This window comes from Legionella steelei, from assembly GCF_001468005.1.
GTDB lineage: Bacteria > Pseudomonadota > Gammaproteobacteria > Legionellales > Legionellaceae > Legionella > Legionella steelei.
In genome coordinates this window covers 1,893,862-1,911,022 of the sequence record NZ_LNYY01000019.1, presented here as the reverse complement: position 1 = coordinate 1,911,022, position 17,161 = coordinate 1,893,862, and the positions used below count along the sequence as shown (strand labels likewise).

Genomic DNA, 17,161 nt, shown 5'->3' with positions numbered 1-17,161 from the left:
GCCAAAACGATAAGTTCGTGTCACTTTAGTATAGATCGATAAGCCTGATTATCGATTTTTCTGGTAAAAAATAAATCAAATTTGTTTTTTTAATCTATCCATGGAAACAACAAACCGTAGGATTAATGTTCATAAATTTTCTTTTTATGTAGATTTATATATAATCAGACCTATTTTTTTACTTTTGAAGTGATTAATAGGCATAAACAAATGATCAATAGAACATTGTTTATTTGATATCCAAAATTCATTTTAGGACATCATGACCCCAGTTATTCGGCATTTAGACAACATATTTCCTGAACTGTCTGTTTCGCAGATGGTGCAGAATCCTTTGAATTGGACCTTCACAGAAAGCATCAAGAAGTTAGGTCCTGATTTCTATAATAAGGTAGTCCCACTTCATTTAGTAATGAATCTCGAATACAGTCTTTTGGGGCAACAATTAAGAGCTAAATTTCTGTCTCAGCAGCAGATCGATCGCGAAGAACTGCAAGAACAGCTTATTGCTGCCTTAATGCTGGCAGAACTTTTGGAGCATATTTACGAGCACTACTTAATTATACCCAGAGAGGTGAGGCGCTTACGCCAGCAACAGAATTTATATCGTGAATTGCTCGCAGGATTGATAGAAAATTTTCCTAAGAATCCTAAAGAGGTGGAAGAAGTACCTTCTTTGACGCAAGAAGTACGCAATATGACTGTCGAGACGAATTTGTATCGATTGTTATTCACGCGTTCCAAGCGCGCGTTGGATTTTATTACTCTTATTGCACAATCAGATGGATACCTTAATTTTGTCCGCATCATGGATAAAGCTCTAGATCCTATTATCGCATATTTAGCGTGGATTTTTTTCCTGCCTCGATTGTTAGTAAACCTGTTTGTGGTGATAAAACATACGGTGCATGGCTGGTGGATGGATGATGATACAGAGGGTTCTTTAGACTGGACCGCTCGTTTCAATGCACAAATAAAACGTCGTTGGTTTGAATTAGGTAATGATATTGTCTGGTTTAGTGCAGGATTTCTTAATTGTTTTTATTTAGTTGGTGCATTGGCTCCATTTGCCTTTTATGTTTCGTTCGCCGCTTTTGCCATCGATATCATCCTCTCGCTTACGCGTACTTTTATTGAATTAAGTCGTTTATATGAGCTGCGTGCGCAATATGCAGCGATGCTCAATGAGCCGCATTCTGCAAAAGAAGAAAAACAAATAAATGAGCAGCTTGACACAATAGATAAGCAAATTGCTTTTGAGCAATATCGACTGGTGTCGCATTTAATAACGACCGTCGCTATTTTTCTGGCCATATGTTGCGCATTGCCCATATTTGCCGCAAATCCAATTATTCCAGTAGTTGGCGCAATTTGTTTGGCCATGATTTGTGTTATCAATTTTGCTCTAACAGAAGAAATTGCCGAAAGTCGACCTGTAGATACCATCGAGCGTGCTCCTGCACTAGCAAAACTGGGTTTTTTTAGTAAAAAAGAAGCAACGCCAGCACGTTTAGAGTTGTTGTCTGAGGAAGAAGAGGATATGACGCTCGATGATTCATTCTGTTGTGTCCAATAAAACATAGGCTGGGTGTAGCGCAGCCTACGGTATTTAGCTTTTTTGTCATAACACCGGGATGACGAATTACATTACATCATTTGGGTATAGAGGCTTTATTAATTGAATGCTATGCTTTAGGTCTTATCAATTTTCAAAGGTAAAGCATGTCAGCACCAGTAGGATTACCCCAATTTAGTCGTATTGATGTGAAGCAATTTCAATCGCATCTTGATGCCATATTAAAAAAGCATTTAGAGCAGGTAGACCGTTTACTCAAAGAAAATCCTCATTATACCTGGGACAATTTAATGTACCCCTTAGATGATATGGCCGATGAGCTGGAGCGCTTTTGGTCACCATTGTCGCATTTGCATGGGGTAATGGATTCGCCTGAATTACGCAAATGCTATGATGCCTGTTTGCCACTGCTCTCTGCTTATGAGTCCACAATGGGCCATAATCATGAATTGTATGAGGCCATCAAATCAATTGACAAACACAGCTTGAATCCGGTGCAACAAAAGTTAATTGACGATAGTTTGCGCGATTTTGAATTATCAGGTGTTGCTTTGAATAAAGAACATAAAAAACGCTTCGAAGCCATTCAGACACGCCTAGATGATTTGACCAATCAATTTGAGCACAATATTCTCGACGCAACACAAGCATTTACGTTGCATATTAAAGATCCGGCACGTTTGGCAGGACTGCCTGAACATGCTTTAAATACAGCGAAAGAACTTGCTGCTGAAAAACATCTCGAAGGGCATGTCCTTACTCTGGAATATCCTTGTTATCAAGCGGTGATGACGTATGCTGAAGATCGCGCACTACGTGAAGAAATGTACCAGGCTTATATTACCAGAGCCTCAGATCAAGGTCCTAATGCTGGAACTTATGACAATACGCCCTTGATTCAGGAAATTTTGGCATTACGCGATGAAAAGGCTAAGCTTTTAGGCTTTAATAACTATGCCGAACTGTCGATAGCCACAAAAATGGCTGAATCAACCGCTGAGGTTAGAAACTTTCTGGATGACTTGATCGGAAGAATACACACCCAAGCAACAACCGAGTTTAAACAGCTGGAACAATTTGCTGCTGAAAAATTCCAGCTCAAAGTAGTTAAACCTTGGGATGTAGGGTATTTGTCTGAGAAAAGAAGACAAGCATTATTTACGCTATCACAAGAAGATTTGCGCCCCTATTTTCCTCAACCTAAGGTGATGCAGGGATTATTCGATTTAGTTAAGAAATTATATGGCATGTCCATAGAAGAAATAAAAGGCGTTGATATTTGGCATAAAGACGTACAATGTTATTGTGTGGTTGACGAGCACAACACGGTTCGCGGTTATGTGTTTACTGATTTATTTGCACGCTCCAACAAGCACAGTGGCGCATGGATGGATTCCTTACAAAGCCGTCGAAAATTGGAAGATGGCAGCGTACAGTTACCCATCGCGACATTGACATGTAATTTTGCTAAGGCATCCGCCAATAAGCCTGCGACGCTATCTCACGAAGAGGTGGTGACCTTGTTCCACGAATTTGGCCATTGCTTGCATCACATTCTAACGCAAGTTGATTATTTAGGTGCTTCAGGTATTAATGGGGTGGAATGGGATGCAGTGGAATTACCCAGCCAATTCTTTGAAAACTGGTGTTGGGAAAACAGTGGTTTAGCCGTTTTAACTGCGCATGTAGATACTGGTGAGCCTCTTCCTAATTCACTTTTTGAACGTCTGATTGCCGCAAAAAACTTTCAATCTGCTATGGCGATGATACGCCAGATGGAGTTTGCGGTATTTGATTTTCGTATTCATCAAGAATATGTAGCCAATCAAGCCTCCCTGGTTGATGATATTTTGGCTGATGTACGTTCTAAAACCTGTGTGGTCCCTGTTGTACCTTATAATCGTTTTGCACATAGTTTTAGCCATATATTTGGTGGTGGTTATTCTGCCGGTTACTACAGTTACAGTTGGGCCGAAGTTTTATCCAGTGACGCTTTTTCTCGTTTTGAAGAAGAAGGGGTTTTAAATCCCCAAACGGGGCATGATTTCCTACATTACATTTTGGAAGTAGGGAGTGCGAAGAAAGCGGCCGAGGCTTATAAAGAGTTCAGAGGTCGCCCAGCAACGGTGGATGCGTTATTACGCCATAATGGCATTCAAGGATAAGTATAATCTGGATGATGGCAAAAAGCCGTCATCCAGACCTCCCGCATGAATTTTCACAATAAGGGCTGCTCATCCGTGTACAATTTATGTTATACTTAAAGTGTACAGATTGGGGGCGACCTGGCTTCGACGTGGGTTGCAAAACCAGAGGTGCATGCCGAGATTGAGAACTCTCGTAAATCAGACTCAAACTAAATATAAATGCAAACGATGAAAACTTTGCTGGTGGGGAAGCTATCGCTGCCTAATAAGCGCTTTAGTTAAACCATCACTGTGTACTGGCCAATAAACCCAGTATCCCGTTCGACCGAGCCCGCTTATTGGTATCGAATCAACGGTCATAAGAAATAAGCTAGTGTCCTAATCCATCCCGTATTAAGACGCGAAATTCAGGGAATCGCTGTGTAGTATCCTGCCCGTCGGAGAATGCACAGTTAAATCAAAAGACACGGCTACGCATGTAGAGCTGAAGGCAGAGGATTTGCGGACGCGGGTTCGATTCCCGCCGCCTCCACCAATTAACCATCCAAGACACTCCAATAACATCCATAAACTCTTGTAAACACTAGGCTTAAAGCCTATCATACGTCCACTATTGTCCAATAGATACCCCCTACATCCAAACCATAGTGGGGGTATTTATTGGGGTATATCGATAAGTCAAAAAGGAGATACCCCCAAAGTGGCTGAAAAGAAAGATATAGTATTTCGTAATGCTAAACCAAAAGAAAAAGCTTATAAGATTTCTGCTGAGAAAGGCTTGTTTATGTATGTAACCCCACAGGGTAATAAATATTGGCGAATGAAATACCGTTTTGGTGGGAAAGAGAAATTGCTGGCCTTGGGGGTATATGATGATGTTACCCTCGCTAAAGCCCGCGTCAAACGGGATGAGGCTAGAAAACTACTCGCTGATGACATTGATCCTGGTGAGCATCGAAAAGTCATGAAACAAATTGCAGATGAACGCTCGACCAATAGTTTTGAAGTAGTCGCTAGAGAATGGTTTGTAAAATACTCATCAAATTGGGTTAAAAGTCACGGGGATAAGATTATGCAACGCTTTGTGCGTGATATTTTTCCTTGGATTGGCAATAAACCTGTAACAGAAGTTACTCCCCCCGTATTGTTGTCAGTAATTCGTCGAATTGAAGAACGTGGAGCATTAGAAACAGCGCATCGAGCATTAAGCAATTGTGGACAAGTATTTCGTTATGCCATTGCAACAGGCCGAGCGGAAAGAGATGCAACTCAAGATTTAAGAGGCGCGCTTCCTCCTGTAAAAACCAAGCATTTTGCAGCGCAAACTGATCCTAAGCGTTTTGGAGAATTGTTAAAAATATTTGAAGATTACCAAGGATCACTGATTGTTCGATGTGCTTTACGGTTGGCACCGTTAGTTTTTGTACGTCCTGGTGAGTTGCGCCACGCAAAATGGGAAGACATTGATTTTGACACCGCTCAATGGAGTTATATTGTTACTAAAACAGATACTCCCCATATCGTGCCTTTGGCTATTCAAGCTATAGCAATATTAAAAGAACTTCACCCATTAACTGGTAATAGTTCTTTTGTTTTTCCCTCTGCGAGAAGCAATGCTCGACCAATGAGTGACAACGCAATTTTGGCTGCATTACGGAGGTTAGGAATTAGTAAAGAAGAAGCCACTGGTCATGGTTTTAGGGCAACTGCGAGAACATTACTTGATGAAGTCCTTGGTGTCCGGCCAGATATTATTGAACATCAGCTTGCTCATGCTGTTCGTGATCCTAATGGGCGTGCCTACAACAGAACAGCACATTTACCCGAACGCAAAAAAATGATGCAAGATTGGGCTGATTACTTATATAACCTGAAGAAATAGATTATTGAAAGGAAGAACTATATGGGAAAATTCAATCATCCAGAAAAACCTATTTGGCCCTTTGAAGGAGCACATCCACCACATGGTAATGGCGGGCATGCAGCGCGTAGTTGGAGTAATTACAGTTCGCTTACTATACATGAAGTAACGGCGTTAAGTTTCGGGATGAATCCGATAACATCTGGTTCATTTTGGGAAAACAGAAGTAATTATGGCACGTTGCACGTTGGGATGTGGAATGACCGTATTCAAGAATTAATTCGTGCTGTGTACGCAGGAGAAATTCGTGCAATATACAGAAAGGATGAGGTGGAATTAAGCGAAGATACACTCGTATATACAGAGGATGTAGAGAAATATCTCTTTCGTGCTCAACAATCAATTAACGAAGATAATCTTGAGCCAGTTAATCACACTTATCCATTATTAGAACAAAGTCGATATTTTCAAGATCTGAACAAGGCATTTGAGCAAACTCTTAAAGAATTTCCTAATTGGCGTGAAAAGCAAAATACTATTCAGAAAACGGGCAATTTAACTTCATGGTTGGTTAAGGAACGAAAATTTAATACCAAAGAAGCAGAAATAATTAAAAAAATTATACGAGAAATTTATAAATTTTAATATTATCAAACAGATAGTCATGTCGAGTTTTACGTCGTAAGACATTAGGTGTGACGCATTTCTAGTCAGAATATCCTACAGTCATGTTTAACAACGCCCAGGAGGGCACAAGCATGACTAATACCATCTTAAGATTGCCTCGCGTCAAAGCATCTAGTGGACTTCCCAGAAGCACGCTTTATTTAAGAATATCTCAAGGCTTATGGACAAAACCCATTCATCTTGGGACTCGTTCCGTTGGTTGGCCTGAAAATGAGGTTATTGCATTAAATGCTGCTCGAATTGCAGGAAAATCAAATGATGAAATTCGAGATCTTGTTACACGACTAGAATTAGCGCGTAAATCCTGCGGAGAAACGAACCATGAATAAAAGCGTGAATCGTTTCAAAAGTGGATTTAATGCAGCCTTGCTTCCATCTGCTGCGCAATATTATCGTAAACAGGGCTTGATTTTAAAGGGAGGTGGTGAGTGGAAGTCTGCAATTTGCCCATTTCATCCTGATACAAAGCCTAGCTTACGTTTGCGATTAGATTCAGGTAGTTTCAAATGTATGGCTTGTGGTGCTCATGGAGGAGATATTGTGGCCTTCCATATGAAACGTTACAACCTTGATTTTGTTTCTGCAGTTAAGGAGCTAGGAGCGTGGCGCCATGGATAGCAACAAACTTCGAATGGAAGCAAAAAAGTTGGTGGGGCGCTACGCTAAAAATGAGCTCAAAGAAGGCTTTAAGCCCCTTGCATTGCATATATATGATGATGCAAAAGGAACGTTCATCTACATGCGAATTCGTTTAAAGCACTCTGATGGGAGAAAATGGATAAGACCATTTCATTTCTGCTCAGACAAAAATACTTGGAGCTTAGGTGAACCTCAATTTAATCATCAGAAGCCCTTATATCATCTGAGCCATATTGCAAAAAATCCGCAGGGAGAGGTATGGATTGTAGAAGGAGAGCAAAAGGTAGATTGCTTAGAACGTCTAGGATGTATTGCCACGACATCGGGGGGAAGATCTAGCGCTGCAACGGTTGATTGGCAGCCACTTCGTGGTAGAGACATCATTATTTGGCGTGATTTTGATGAATCTGGCCTTTGTTATGCGCAAGAAGTACGCTGTATCTTAGAATCACTTAATTGCCGTATTAGATACGTTGATGTTGCTAAACTTGGATTGTCAGAAAAAGGTGATGTTGTAGATTGGCTTGAAATGAACCCTGACGCAAATCAAGAGAGCTTATATAATCTGCCCTTTCTTGATAATTTATCCGATGATGTGGAGCAGCAATGCGATTGGTCTGATCCCTTGCCCCTAAAGACAACCATTGGGCAACTTCCATACCCTATAGAAGCATTGCCACCGATCATTCGTGATGCAATTATCGAAGTTCAAAGCTATACAAAAGCGCCAATTGCTCTAGTTGCTGCATCTGCGCTTAGTGCGATTTCTTTAGCATGCCAAACTTATGTTGATGTCAAGCGTGATGAAAAGCTATGCGGACCAACGGGGTTATTTATGGTCACTATTGCGGATTCAGGTGAAAGGAAATCGACTTGTGATAATTTTTTTACCAAGGTTATTTATGAATACGAGCAGAAAAAAGCAGAGGAAGCAAAGCCATTGCTCAAAGAGTACAACGCCAAGAAAGAAGCTTGGGAGGCAAAATTTGATGGAATAAAAAATGAAATCCGAAAATTAACCTCTAAAGGACAAGATACACACCATTTAGAATTTAAATTAGTTTCTCTTGAACTTAGCAAACCAGAACCACCTAAGATCCCAAGGCTTATTTATTCTGATGTGACGCCCGAGGCATTGAAAAGTAATTTAGCGATGGTTTGGCCATCTGCTGGAATTATTTCTAGTGAAGGAGGTATAGTTTTTGGTGCTCATGGCATGAATAAAGATACAGTGATGCGTAATTTAGCAACATACAATCAAGGATGGGATGGAAAAGGTATCCCCACAGACAGGCGCACGTCTGAATCATTTAGATCACAAGAAGTTAGACTCACCATGGCTGTGCAAGTCCAAGAGGTTACTATCAAGGAGTTCACTTCACGTCTTGGTTCTTTAGCTCGCGGAATAGGCTATTTTGCTCGAGTGCTCTTTTCATGGCCAGAGTCAACGCAAGGTCAACGTCTTTTTACTGAAGCTCCTAAAAAATGGCCACATTTAGCCCTATTTAACCAGCGTATGACGCAAATACTAAATAGTTCGCCGCCAGTGATGAATGGCGCATTAACTCCGAAACTTATGCCATTATCACCATTAGCAAAATTAGCATGGGTTAAGTTTCATGACGTGATCGAAAGTGAATTACATCAAGGAGGTGAACTGTATGAATTCAGGGATGTGGCGTCAAAATTAGCAGATAATGCAGCTCGATTGGCGGCGTTGTTTAGCTTCTTTGAATTTGGCGATGATGAAGATATAGGTGGCGAGTCATTTGATGGGGCAAGTCTAATTGCTTTGTGGCACTTAAATGAATCCAAAAGATTTTTCGGTGAACTTGCACTCGCACCAGAGCTTGTCAGTGCAAATCGATTAGAAAATTGGTTAATTGGGTATTGTCAAAAAAACAAGACACACACAGTCCCTACATCGATTGTTCTTCAAAGTGGCCCTGCATGTGTGAGAAAGGCGTCAGATATGCGATTAGTTTTGTGTGAGTTGCAAGAACTTAACCGAGCACGTTTAAATAGCGATAAAAAACCAAACTGTATTGAGTTAAATCCTGCGTTGCTTAAAAACGGAGGATAATATGACTATTGCACGACTTTTTAATGAAATTAAGCAACGACAGTTGGCTGCTAATGTTGCTAATTCTGCTAGTACCATACCAACCAACAAACCAGTGTTAGCAAAATTAGCAATAGAGATTGATGTACCAGTGCAATCTACTGATATTTTTGAAGCATTCTTTGAACAAGCAAAACAAGCTGGGCTAGAGCTATTACACGATGACAAAAGATGGCTGCGATCTTTAGGATATTCTCAAGTAAATACACCTTTACTATCGGAATACATAACACGTTGGCTTGATGGAATGAAGCAGGAAGAAAAAACCTTTAAAAAGCAAAATAAAGGTCGGTGGGCAGCTAATACTTATATTCGGGAGGCATTACAAAATGACAAATAAATCGAAAAATAAGCATAATCAAGAAGATGCTAAGCAACAGCAAAAGATCCACAATTCAAAAGTTCACGTTAATTGTTTAAGTAGTGCAGCAATGGCAATAAGTGAATTGCATGGACATGGTCATGTGCTTGATACACCCACACTTATGGATGAGCTTATTAAAAGTTCTAGCCGGATTAATGAAGGTAATCTTAAGGAGATAGAGGACATGCTAATGGCGCAAGCTAAAACATTGGACTACGTTTTTTACGATACTTTAAAGCAGTTACCTAATTTGAATATGATCAATCAAATTGAGGTGTTCTCAAACATAGCTTTGAAAGCACAGGCACAATGCAGAAAAACCTTGGCTGTTTTGAGTGAATTAAAGCATCCACGTCGTAGTATTACTTTTGTTAAACAACAAAATAATGCATTTAACCAACAGATCAATAATCAATCTGATTCAATTGAAAATAATAAAAAAGTTGCAAACGAACTATTAAAGGAGACTCAGAATGAGACATTGGACTTCAGAGGAACGACAAAAACAAGCATTATTAATCCAACTATGGAAACCCTGGAATCAATCAACCGGGGCAGTGACTCTTGAGGGTAAATCCGTCAGCAAAATGAATGCTTATAAACATGGCGCTCGCTGCGCAGAATTGCGTGAAAGAGAGCGCCAATTTACTGAGTTAAAAAGAATCTTGACTCAGCTCTGCGGATTTTTAAACTAAAATTTTACTCTATCGGCTTCCAGATTTTGGTAATAAAGGAAGCCCAAGCTCTTTTAAAAATGTATTGTGCTTATCAAGTGCAGCAGTGATTTTTAGCTCGATATCTTCCAGCTCAGCATGCACCGCATGTAAATCAATTTCTTCTTCAGCTATCGTGGTACTTATGTAGCGAGAAATATTCAAGTTATAGCTATGTTTTTCACGAATGTCTTCTATTGAAACGCGCTTTGAATAGCGCTCTTCTTCTTTGCGAAATTGATAAGTTGAAATGATTTTTTCAATATGTTCTGGCAGCAGTTGGTTCTGCCTTTTTCCTTTTTCAAAATGTTCGCTCGCATTGATGAATAAGACATCATCTGGTTTCCTACATTTTTTAAGTATCAAAATGCATACAGGAATGCCAGTGGAGTAGAAAAGATTAGCAGGCAAGCCAATAACAGTGTCAATATGGCCATCATCAAGGAGTTTTCGGCGGATACGTTCCTCTGCACCCCCACGAAATAGTACGCCATGAGGTAGAATAATTGCCATGGTTCCTTGCTCTTTCAAGTAGTGGAAACCATGCAGCAAGAAGGCAAAATCAGCTGCTGATTTAGGAGCAAGCCCATAGCTTTTAAATCGGACATCATCCGCCATCGCTTCTGATGGTTCCCAGCGATAACTAAATGGTGGATTAGCCACAATCGCATCAAAATAGGGTTTCTTGGCAGGGTTAGCTTCACGCAGCATATCCCAATCATTCAGTAGGGTATCTCCGTGATAAATCTCAAACTCAGTGTCTTTTACCCCATGTAATAGCATATTCATACGTGCCAAGTTGTAGGTGGTGATATTTTTTTCTTGTCCATAAATTTTACCAATGCCATGAGCACCTATTTGATTTCGCACATTGAGCAATAATGAACCTGATCCGCAGGCAAAGTCGAAGACACTTTCAAGATATTCTTTTTTGCCTAAAGTGGGATCTTGGCCATCCAATGTCACAATGGCAGATAAAATGCTAGAAATTTGTTGGGGTGTATAGAACTCACCAGCTTTTTTACCAGACCCAGCAGCAAATTGGCCAATAAGATATTCGTAAGCATCGCCAAGAGTATCTCTATCAGTCGAAAACTTAGCCATACCTTCATTGATTTTAGTGATAATAGTGCAAAGTTTAGTGTTTCGATCAGAATAGATTTTTCCAAGTTTTTCAGAAGCAAGGTTAATTTCAGAAAACAGCCCTTGAAAAGCACACCCGAAAGACTCTTCTTCAATATACTTAAATCCATCTTGTAATGTATCCAACAGCTTTTCATGCTGTCTGCGAGCCATATCAGCAATATTGCCCCAGAGATAATCTGGCTTGATAATATAATGCATGCGACGACGTAGTAAGTCCTCAAATGCAGTTATATCATTAGGATTTTTTTCATACCAATGTTGTAACGGTGTTATATGCCCATTAGCAGCGGGATACTCTTCTCCCAATTCCTTTTTTGCTGCAGCCTCGTAATTGTCAGAAAGATAACGTAGGAAAAGAAAAGAAAGCATATAGTCGCGAAAATCATCTGCGTTCATTGCTCCACGAAGCTGATCGGCTATTCCCCAAAGGATTTTCCCAAGTTCTTTTTGTTGTTCTTCAGTCATGCAGGGTTCTCCTGTTGGCGGCTTATTTCAGGTAATTCAAAACGGTAACGTTGTAAAAATGCAAAATAAATATTTTTGAATAATTCTTTATTGTCATCCATCATTTCCCTTGGCTCATAAATGGAATATTGTCCATGACTTAATAGGTTTAAAGCGCGAGCATACAGTGCTTGATCCTCCATGCCATGAATACAGCTAGAGAAATCTTTAGCGCCGAAAAAAACAGCGGTTTTTTCCATAATGCTTCTCAGCATATTAAAATGATAGGTGTATATTTTGTTCGACTCGACAGCATTTTTTAACTCGCTCAATGTCGCTACGTGATGAAAAAATGGTGTATCCTCTGTATTACGTAGAGTATAAATATCAGAATGATTTGCTCGATGATAAAAATGTGTTTTGGCTTTATATTTATCAGCCTTCAATTCATTATGTAGCACATTAAAGAATAAGCCATGATGTGTGGAAATAACTGTCTTTATTTTTCCTATACCAGATTTCAATAACTTAGCCAGGTCGCTGGCTACAGCAATGGTGTTATTATCATCTAGTGATGAAATAGGATCATCGATATATATATTCTTGACCCATGCATAGGATTCATGGCCATCAATAACGAGCCTTATAATTGCCAGAAAGATACACCAAATAAATATGTTTTGCTCGCCACGAGAAATCTTAATATGTTGCTCTTCGCCGCGTATAAAAATGATTTTCCATTCGTCATAGTCTATTTTAAAATCAAAATCCGCATAACGTTCAAGAAATGAAAAAATTTTTTCTTCTAAAGCCAGCTCTTTAAAACCAGAGAAAAAAGCAGATTGCGAATTAATATTCAAGTAACGTTCGGCATCACCCTCAAGATCATTATCCCAATGAAATAAGTCTTCAGTGAACGCATTAAAATAGAGTGTATCCTTCCCGTTATTTTTTTTGCCAGCATCTTTGAACGCCATGGACAGGCGCGTTTTTCCTGTGCCATTATAGGCGAACAATAAAACAAAATCATGATTATTTAGATCATCTCTAATACGGGTAACAAGACGATGCAGTGTTTTAAATTCGTAAATTTTTTCTGGTTTGTTACTCATTCCTACAGCTCACTTATACTTGGGAAGAGTTGTTGCATTAAACCTTTTTTATGATTGTTAAGAGCTTCTAGTTTTTTGCTTTCTGCTGTAATCAATTCATCGATAGAAGACAGACAATCGGAAATTTTTTGTTGCTCCTGTAGGGTATTTGGCAGAGGGATAGAAAAAGATTTTATTTGAGAAAAATTAAGGCCTTGCCTATTACCCCCCGCTTGAAATCCATCAATTTGATTTTGTCCATATTCTGAAAGCAGATATTGATTTAATAATTTTGGTAATAACTCATCTAATTTTACTCGAATAATGCATACATGTTGATTAACGTTACCTCCTTCGATTCTTTTATCTGCTATCGCACTCCGCCCTATAGATGCACCGGTGATGTTTAATAAAACATCATTTTCTTTTATCTCTGTTGCAGAAAAAGTTAAATGTGTTGCATTATCAATAAAGGCAACGTTCTCTAGTAATAACTCACCCCATCCTACATTCTGGCTTCTAATAAAGGGGCGTCCATTATTTTTATAGTTCTTCTCTCCTCCATTAGGAGTTATGCCACTTCCAATTTTTATTGATTTTGAACCAAGTAAATATAGCTTCCACTCTTGAGCATTCTGAAACTCCGAAAAGCGGAGTTTCGGGGGAATTTCACCTTCGGCAGGAAAGAGTTGTTGCATTAGCCCTTTTTTGTAAGTCTTAAGAGCATCGAGCTTTTTGTTTTCTGCTGTAATCAATTCATCGATAGAAGACAGGCAATCAGCGATTTTTTGTTGTTCTCTGTAGATTGGTAAACTTAAAGTGAATTTTTTTAAAACACTTCCACTTAGTTCTTTGAAAGTGTTACCTGCTCCAAGATTTATAAGACAAGATTTTAAATTGTATAGAATATAGTATAAAAACGTACAATCGGTTGATTCCTTTGGAATCAATCCCTTACAACCCTGATTAATTGCCATTTCTGTGCTATTAATAGCTAAGTGGCCGATCGGGGCTCTTGTTGAAAGTATTACGGAATTTATTGGAAGTAATTCTGATGAACAGTTCTTTAATCCATCTGATGTTATTTTTCTTTTAGTTGAATTTATAAAGTAAGATTCTGTTTTTCCCATCTCTGCAGGTGTCAACCACTCGATCTGGCCATTCCAAAAAGAAGAGTTGGTTGTATCTGGAGTGCCACCTTGAGTAATTTTTTTGCAAACATCTAATAAAGTTTTTTCCTCCCATTCACTTGTATCACGAAATTCAGGAAATCTTAGCTTAGGTTTGAGAGGTGTTGTTTTTTTATTGCTCATAAGCATCTAACCCCGAAATTTCACGCCCATGGGCTAGTTTATGTAGTAGTGGCGTTAGATCATCAACCAATTCCAGCTCTTTCTGAGTGCGTGCTTTCCAGCCCAATTCAAGTGGCGCCAGTAATTCAGTTAATTGTTCCCCATCAAAAATCATGCGGCGGATGACACTATCGATAAAGTTTTGCAGCTTGGCTACTTCTAAACCATGTTTATTAGCAATAGTCGTAAGTAGCTTTGCATTTTTTTCTTCTTTAAAGTTTTCATAACCTTCACGAATTTGTTTCTCACTGAGACCTTCACCCACTGTAAGGGAGTTAATATAAGCGGTGATATCTTCACGCTCATCCATGAATTTAGCATCAGATTGAATTAAGCCTATCAATTGTTCACGGCTCATGTTCTGCTTGCCAGGTTTTTGTTGTGAATATTGAGCAATGAGCTCCATAATATAATCATAATCAATGATGGCTGAAGCAAATAGCACAAATTCGAAATCCAGCTGTTCTACTTCTGGCAAAGTTTTTTCATTACCCTTATCCTGTTCCGCCTTCAAACGTTGAGCGGTCTCCAAATAAACAGATTTGAAACTTTGTAACTGTTCTTTTGGTAGTACCTGTTCAATGGACTGCCGTTGTTCTTCGTTTAAATCGGTATATTGATTCAGCTGTGTTGTTAAGCGTTGTACCTCTTTAAATAGGTTGATAAATTGGCTGCGAGCTGTATCACCTTTTAAGTTAACGACTTCTTCCGGTTTGTTTTCCAGTCCTTGTGATTGCATAAATTCATTGAGTTTTTGTACTGCGTTATCAAATTTTTCGATGACGACAGGCGCTTTATCCACCAACCAAATTTCTCTGGCGCGCTCAGCTTGTGCGCCAGAAAATAGCGTGATGGCCTCATTTACAGCTTCGTGCTGTTGACGGAAGTCAAGGATATTGCCGTAAGGCTTGCTATCATTCAATACGCGATTAGTGCGTGAGAATGCCTGAATTAATCCATGGTACTTGAGGTTTTTATCTACATATAGGGTGTTTAAATATTTGGAATCAAACCCAGTAAGCAACATATCGACCACAATAATAATATCGATTTTTTGGTTGTGTGGCAGATCTTGATTGGGATATTGTTGGTCTTTAATTCTTTTCTGCACATCCTGATAGTAAAGATCAAATTCGTTAATACTACAGTTCATTTTGTATTGTTTATTGTAATCATCAATGATGGCTTTAAGAGCGGCTTTCTTTTTGTCAGGCGCTACAGAATTATCCAATTTTTCTTGTGGTAAATCTTCTTGGAGCTGCTGTACATCTTTATTGCCTTCAGCAGGAGGAGAAAAAACACAGGCAATGTTTAAAGGATGATAATCTATGTCTATTTCTTTTGGGGGTGCTTGGATTGTTTTGAACAGCTCGTAATATTCAATTGCATCATTGATCGATGAGGTTGCAAGTATGGCATTAAATTTACGGTCAGCTGTTGCAGTATTGTGTTTTTCCAAAATGGCTTCAATAACGGCTTTTTTAGTATATGCTTCCCCTTGTTTTGGCGTATTTTTACCTTCAGGTTTGTAGTAGTCAATGTGAAATCGTAGAACATTACGATCTTCAATAGCGTGCGTTATTGTGTAGGCATGCAATTGTTGTTGAAAAATATCTTCTGTGGTTTTAAAAGAGCCTTGTTCGCTTTCAATTTGCTTATAAGTGGCATTTAACTCAAAAATTGGTGTTCCAGTGAAACCAAATAACTGGGCATTGGGGAAAAATTCCTTGATGGCTTTATGATTTTCGCCAAATTGTGAGCGATGGCATTCGTCAAAGATAAATACGATGCGTTTGTTACTTAAAGGCTTAAGACGCTCTTGATAGTTACGTTTGTTGTTTTTATCTAAGGCTAAAGCCAATTTTTGGATTGTGGTAACAATTACCTTATTGGCATAGTCATCAGAAAGTAAGCGTTGCACCAACATTTCAGTATTTGTATTTTCCTCAACACATCCTTCCTGAAATCGATTGAACTCTTCTCGAGTTTGTCGATCAAGATCTTTCCTATCGACCACAAACAGGCATTTTTCTATGTCTGGGTTATCCTTGAGTAAAGTTGAAGCTTTGAATGAGGTCAATGTTTTACCGCTTCCTGTAGTGTGCCAGATATATCCATTACCACTATATTGATGAATACAATCAACGATGGCTTTTACGGCATAGATTTGATAGGGGCGCATCATCATCAATTTTTGTTCGCTGGCAACTAAAACCATATAGCGACTGATCATTTGCCCCAGAGTGCATTTGGCGAGAAACTTTTCAGCAAAGGTATCAAGGTGAGTTATCTTTTTGTTATCCTCACTTGCATACTGATACAGTGGCAAAAAACGTTCATCAGCGTCGAAGCTAAAATGGCGCGTGTTATTATTAGCAAAATACCATGTATCGGTGCGATTACTGACGATAAATATTTGCAAAAAACACATCAATGTTCTGTTATAGCCATTACCAGGTTCATTTTTGTACTCTACTATCTGCTGCATTGCTCGACGTGGGGTAATCGTGAGTGACTTTAGTTCAATTTGAACTACTGGAACTCCGTTAATAAGCAAAATGACATCATAACGATGATGGCTATTATCTGTATTGATTCTCAGCTGGCTGATAACCTCAAAAGTATTTTTGCACCATTCCTTAATATTGACGAGTGTATAATTTAACGGTGTTCCATCATCACGCTCGAAGCTATTGCGTTCACGTAAGATACGAGCAGAACTATAGACATTTGGTGTAATAATGCTTTCTAATAAACGAGAAAATTCATTATCGGTTAGATGGACTCTGTTTAGCTCTTCAAATTTTTGTCGGAAATTTTTTTCCAAAGAGACTCTATCACAAATGTCATCACGGTAAGAATATTTTTGCTCAATCAATTTATTGATTAAGTCTTTCTCTATTTGTTGCTCTTTCACGCCAATCGCCTGTTATCGTCAAGTTAATATTATGATCTGGTACGTTTTGCTATGCACATCAGCATGCTATTTTAATTTTCTTTGCATTTAGACTAAAAATCA

The 17,161-nt window shown here is 39.0% G+C and carries 13 protein-coding genes and 1 other RNA gene; 10 read left to right on the top strand and 4 right to left on the bottom strand.

Features of this window, described 5'->3' with window-relative positions; genetic code table 11:
• The first annotated feature begins 262 nt into the window (after nucleotides 1-262).
• The 10 genes from Lste_RS12460 to Lste_RS12420 all read left to right on the top strand — a co-directional run bounded on the left by Lste_RS12460 (nucleotide 263) and on the right by Lste_RS12420 (nucleotide 9,964).
• Nucleotides 263-1,576, top strand: a complete 1,314-nt coding sequence (locus Lste_RS12460) for a hypothetical protein (protein ID WP_058511253.1) — start codon at nucleotides 263-265, stop codon at nucleotides 1,574-1,576.
• A 146-nt stretch (nucleotides 1,577-1,722) separates the two neighbouring features.
• On the top strand, nucleotides 1,723-3,741 hold the full coding sequence (locus Lste_RS12455; RefSeq protein WP_058511252.1) for a M3 family metallopeptidase: 2,019 nt from the start codon (nucleotides 1,723-1,725) through the stop codon (nucleotides 3,739-3,741).
• 111 nt (nucleotides 3,742-3,852) lie between these two features.
• Nucleotides 3,853-4,258: a transfer-messenger RNA gene (gene ssrA / locus Lste_RS18570) on the top strand.
• Between the two features lie 165 nt (nucleotides 4,259-4,423).
• On the top strand, nucleotides 4,424-5,605 hold the full coding sequence (locus tag Lste_RS12450; protein ID WP_058511251.1) for a tyrosine-type recombinase/integrase: 1,182 nt from the start codon (nucleotides 4,424-4,426) through the stop codon (nucleotides 5,603-5,605).
• 21 nt (nucleotides 5,606-5,626) lie between these two features.
• Nucleotides 5,627-6,229 (top strand): hypothetical protein, encoded by a 603-nt coding sequence (locus tag Lste_RS12445; RefSeq protein WP_058511250.1) that lies wholly within the window; start codon nucleotides 5,627-5,629, stop codon nucleotides 6,227-6,229.
• Nucleotides 6,230-6,342: 113 nt separating this feature from the next.
• Entirely contained in the window at nucleotides 6,343-6,600 is a 258-nt protein-coding gene (locus Lste_RS12440) for a helix-turn-helix transcriptional regulator (RefSeq protein ID WP_058511249.1), read from the top strand.
• Nucleotides 6,593-6,889 carry a CHC2 zinc finger domain-containing protein gene (locus Lste_RS12435; RefSeq protein ID WP_058511248.1) on the top strand — a complete coding sequence of 99 codons (297 nt, stop codon included), beginning with the start codon at nucleotides 6,593-6,595 and terminating at the stop codon, nucleotides 6,887-6,889. The genes Lste_RS12440 and Lste_RS12435 overlap by 8 nt, the downstream gene beginning before the upstream one ends.
• Nucleotides 6,882-8,993, top strand: a complete 2,112-nt coding sequence (locus Lste_RS12430; RefSeq protein ID WP_058511247.1) for a YfjI family protein — start codon at nucleotides 6,882-6,884, stop codon at nucleotides 8,991-8,993. The genes Lste_RS12435 and Lste_RS12430 overlap by 8 nt, the downstream gene beginning before the upstream one ends.
• Nucleotide 8,994: 1 nt before the next feature.
• Nucleotides 8,995-9,372, top strand: a complete 378-nt coding sequence (locus Lste_RS12425; protein WP_058511246.1) for a hypothetical protein — start codon at nucleotides 8,995-8,997, stop codon at nucleotides 9,370-9,372.
• On the top strand, nucleotides 9,362-9,964 hold the full coding sequence (locus Lste_RS12420) for a hypothetical protein (RefSeq protein ID WP_058511245.1): 603 nt from the start codon (nucleotides 9,362-9,364) through the stop codon (nucleotides 9,962-9,964). Before Lste_RS12425 ends, Lste_RS12420 begins: the two co-directional genes overlap by 11 nt.
• A gap of 136 nt (nucleotides 9,965-10,100) precedes the next feature.
• Here the strand turns inward: Lste_RS12420 and Lste_RS12415 are convergent, their stop codons facing one another.
• From Lste_RS12415 to Lste_RS12400, 4 genes are read right to left on the bottom strand one after another with little or no spacing between them, the layout of a single operon-like run.
• Nucleotides 10,101-11,720 carry a type I restriction-modification system subunit M gene (locus tag Lste_RS12415; RefSeq protein ID WP_058511244.1) on the bottom strand — a complete coding sequence of 540 codons (1,620 nt, stop codon included), beginning with the start codon at nucleotides 11,718-11,720 and terminating at the stop codon, nucleotides 10,101-10,103.
• Nucleotides 11,717-12,811, bottom strand: coding sequence for an AAA family ATPase (locus tag Lste_RS12410; RefSeq protein WP_058511243.1), 1,095 nt, complete (start codon nucleotides 12,809-12,811; stop codon nucleotides 11,717-11,719). The genes Lste_RS12415 and Lste_RS12410 overlap by 4 nt, the downstream gene beginning before the upstream one ends.
• A 2-nt stretch (nucleotides 12,812-12,813) precedes the next feature.
• Nucleotides 12,814-14,103, bottom strand: coding sequence for a restriction endonuclease subunit S (locus Lste_RS12405; RefSeq protein ID WP_083503988.1), 1,290 nt, complete (start codon nucleotides 14,101-14,103; stop codon nucleotides 12,814-12,816).
• Complete coding sequence (locus tag Lste_RS12400; RefSeq protein WP_058511242.1) at nucleotides 14,093-17,059, bottom strand: type I restriction endonuclease subunit R; 2,967 nt, start codon at nucleotides 17,057-17,059, stop codon at nucleotides 14,093-14,095. Before Lste_RS12400 ends, Lste_RS12405 begins: the two co-directional genes overlap by 11 nt.
• Nucleotides 17,060-17,161: the final 102 nt, after the last annotated feature.

Coding starts and splice junctions, on each gene's coding strand:
- Lste_RS12405 (WP_083503988.1), bottom strand. CDS start 14,103: ATGAGCAATAAAAAAACAACACCTCTCAAACCTAAGCTAAGATTTCCT.
- Lste_RS12455 (WP_058511252.1), top strand. CDS start 1,723: ATGTCAGCACCAGTAGGATTACCCCAATTTAGTCGTATTGATGTGAAG.
- Lste_RS12460 (WP_058511253.1), top strand. CDS start 263: ATGACCCCAGTTATTCGGCATTTAGACAACATATTTCCTGAACTGTCT.
- Lste_RS12430 (WP_058511247.1), top strand. CDS start 6,882: ATGGATAGCAACAAACTTCGAATGGAAGCAAAAAAGTTGGTGGGGCGC.
- Lste_RS12425 (WP_058511246.1), top strand. CDS start 8,995: ATGACTATTGCACGACTTTTTAATGAAATTAAGCAACGACAGTTGGCT.
- Lste_RS12410 (WP_058511243.1), bottom strand. CDS start 12,811: ATGAGTAACAAACCAGAAAAAATTTACGAATTTAAAACACTGCATCGT.
- Lste_RS12435 (WP_058511248.1), top strand. CDS start 6,593: ATGAATAAAAGCGTGAATCGTTTCAAAAGTGGATTTAATGCAGCCTTG.
- Lste_RS12440 (WP_058511249.1), top strand. CDS start 6,343: ATGACTAATACCATCTTAAGATTGCCTCGCGTCAAAGCATCTAGTGGA.
- Lste_RS12420 (WP_058511245.1), top strand. CDS start 9,362: ATGACAAATAAATCGAAAAATAAGCATAATCAAGAAGATGCTAAGCAA.
- Lste_RS12445 (WP_058511250.1), top strand. CDS start 5,627: ATGGGAAAATTCAATCATCCAGAAAAACCTATTTGGCCCTTTGAAGGA.
- Lste_RS12415 (WP_058511244.1), bottom strand. CDS start 11,720: ATGACTGAAGAACAACAAAAAGAACTTGGGAAAATCCTTTGGGGAATA.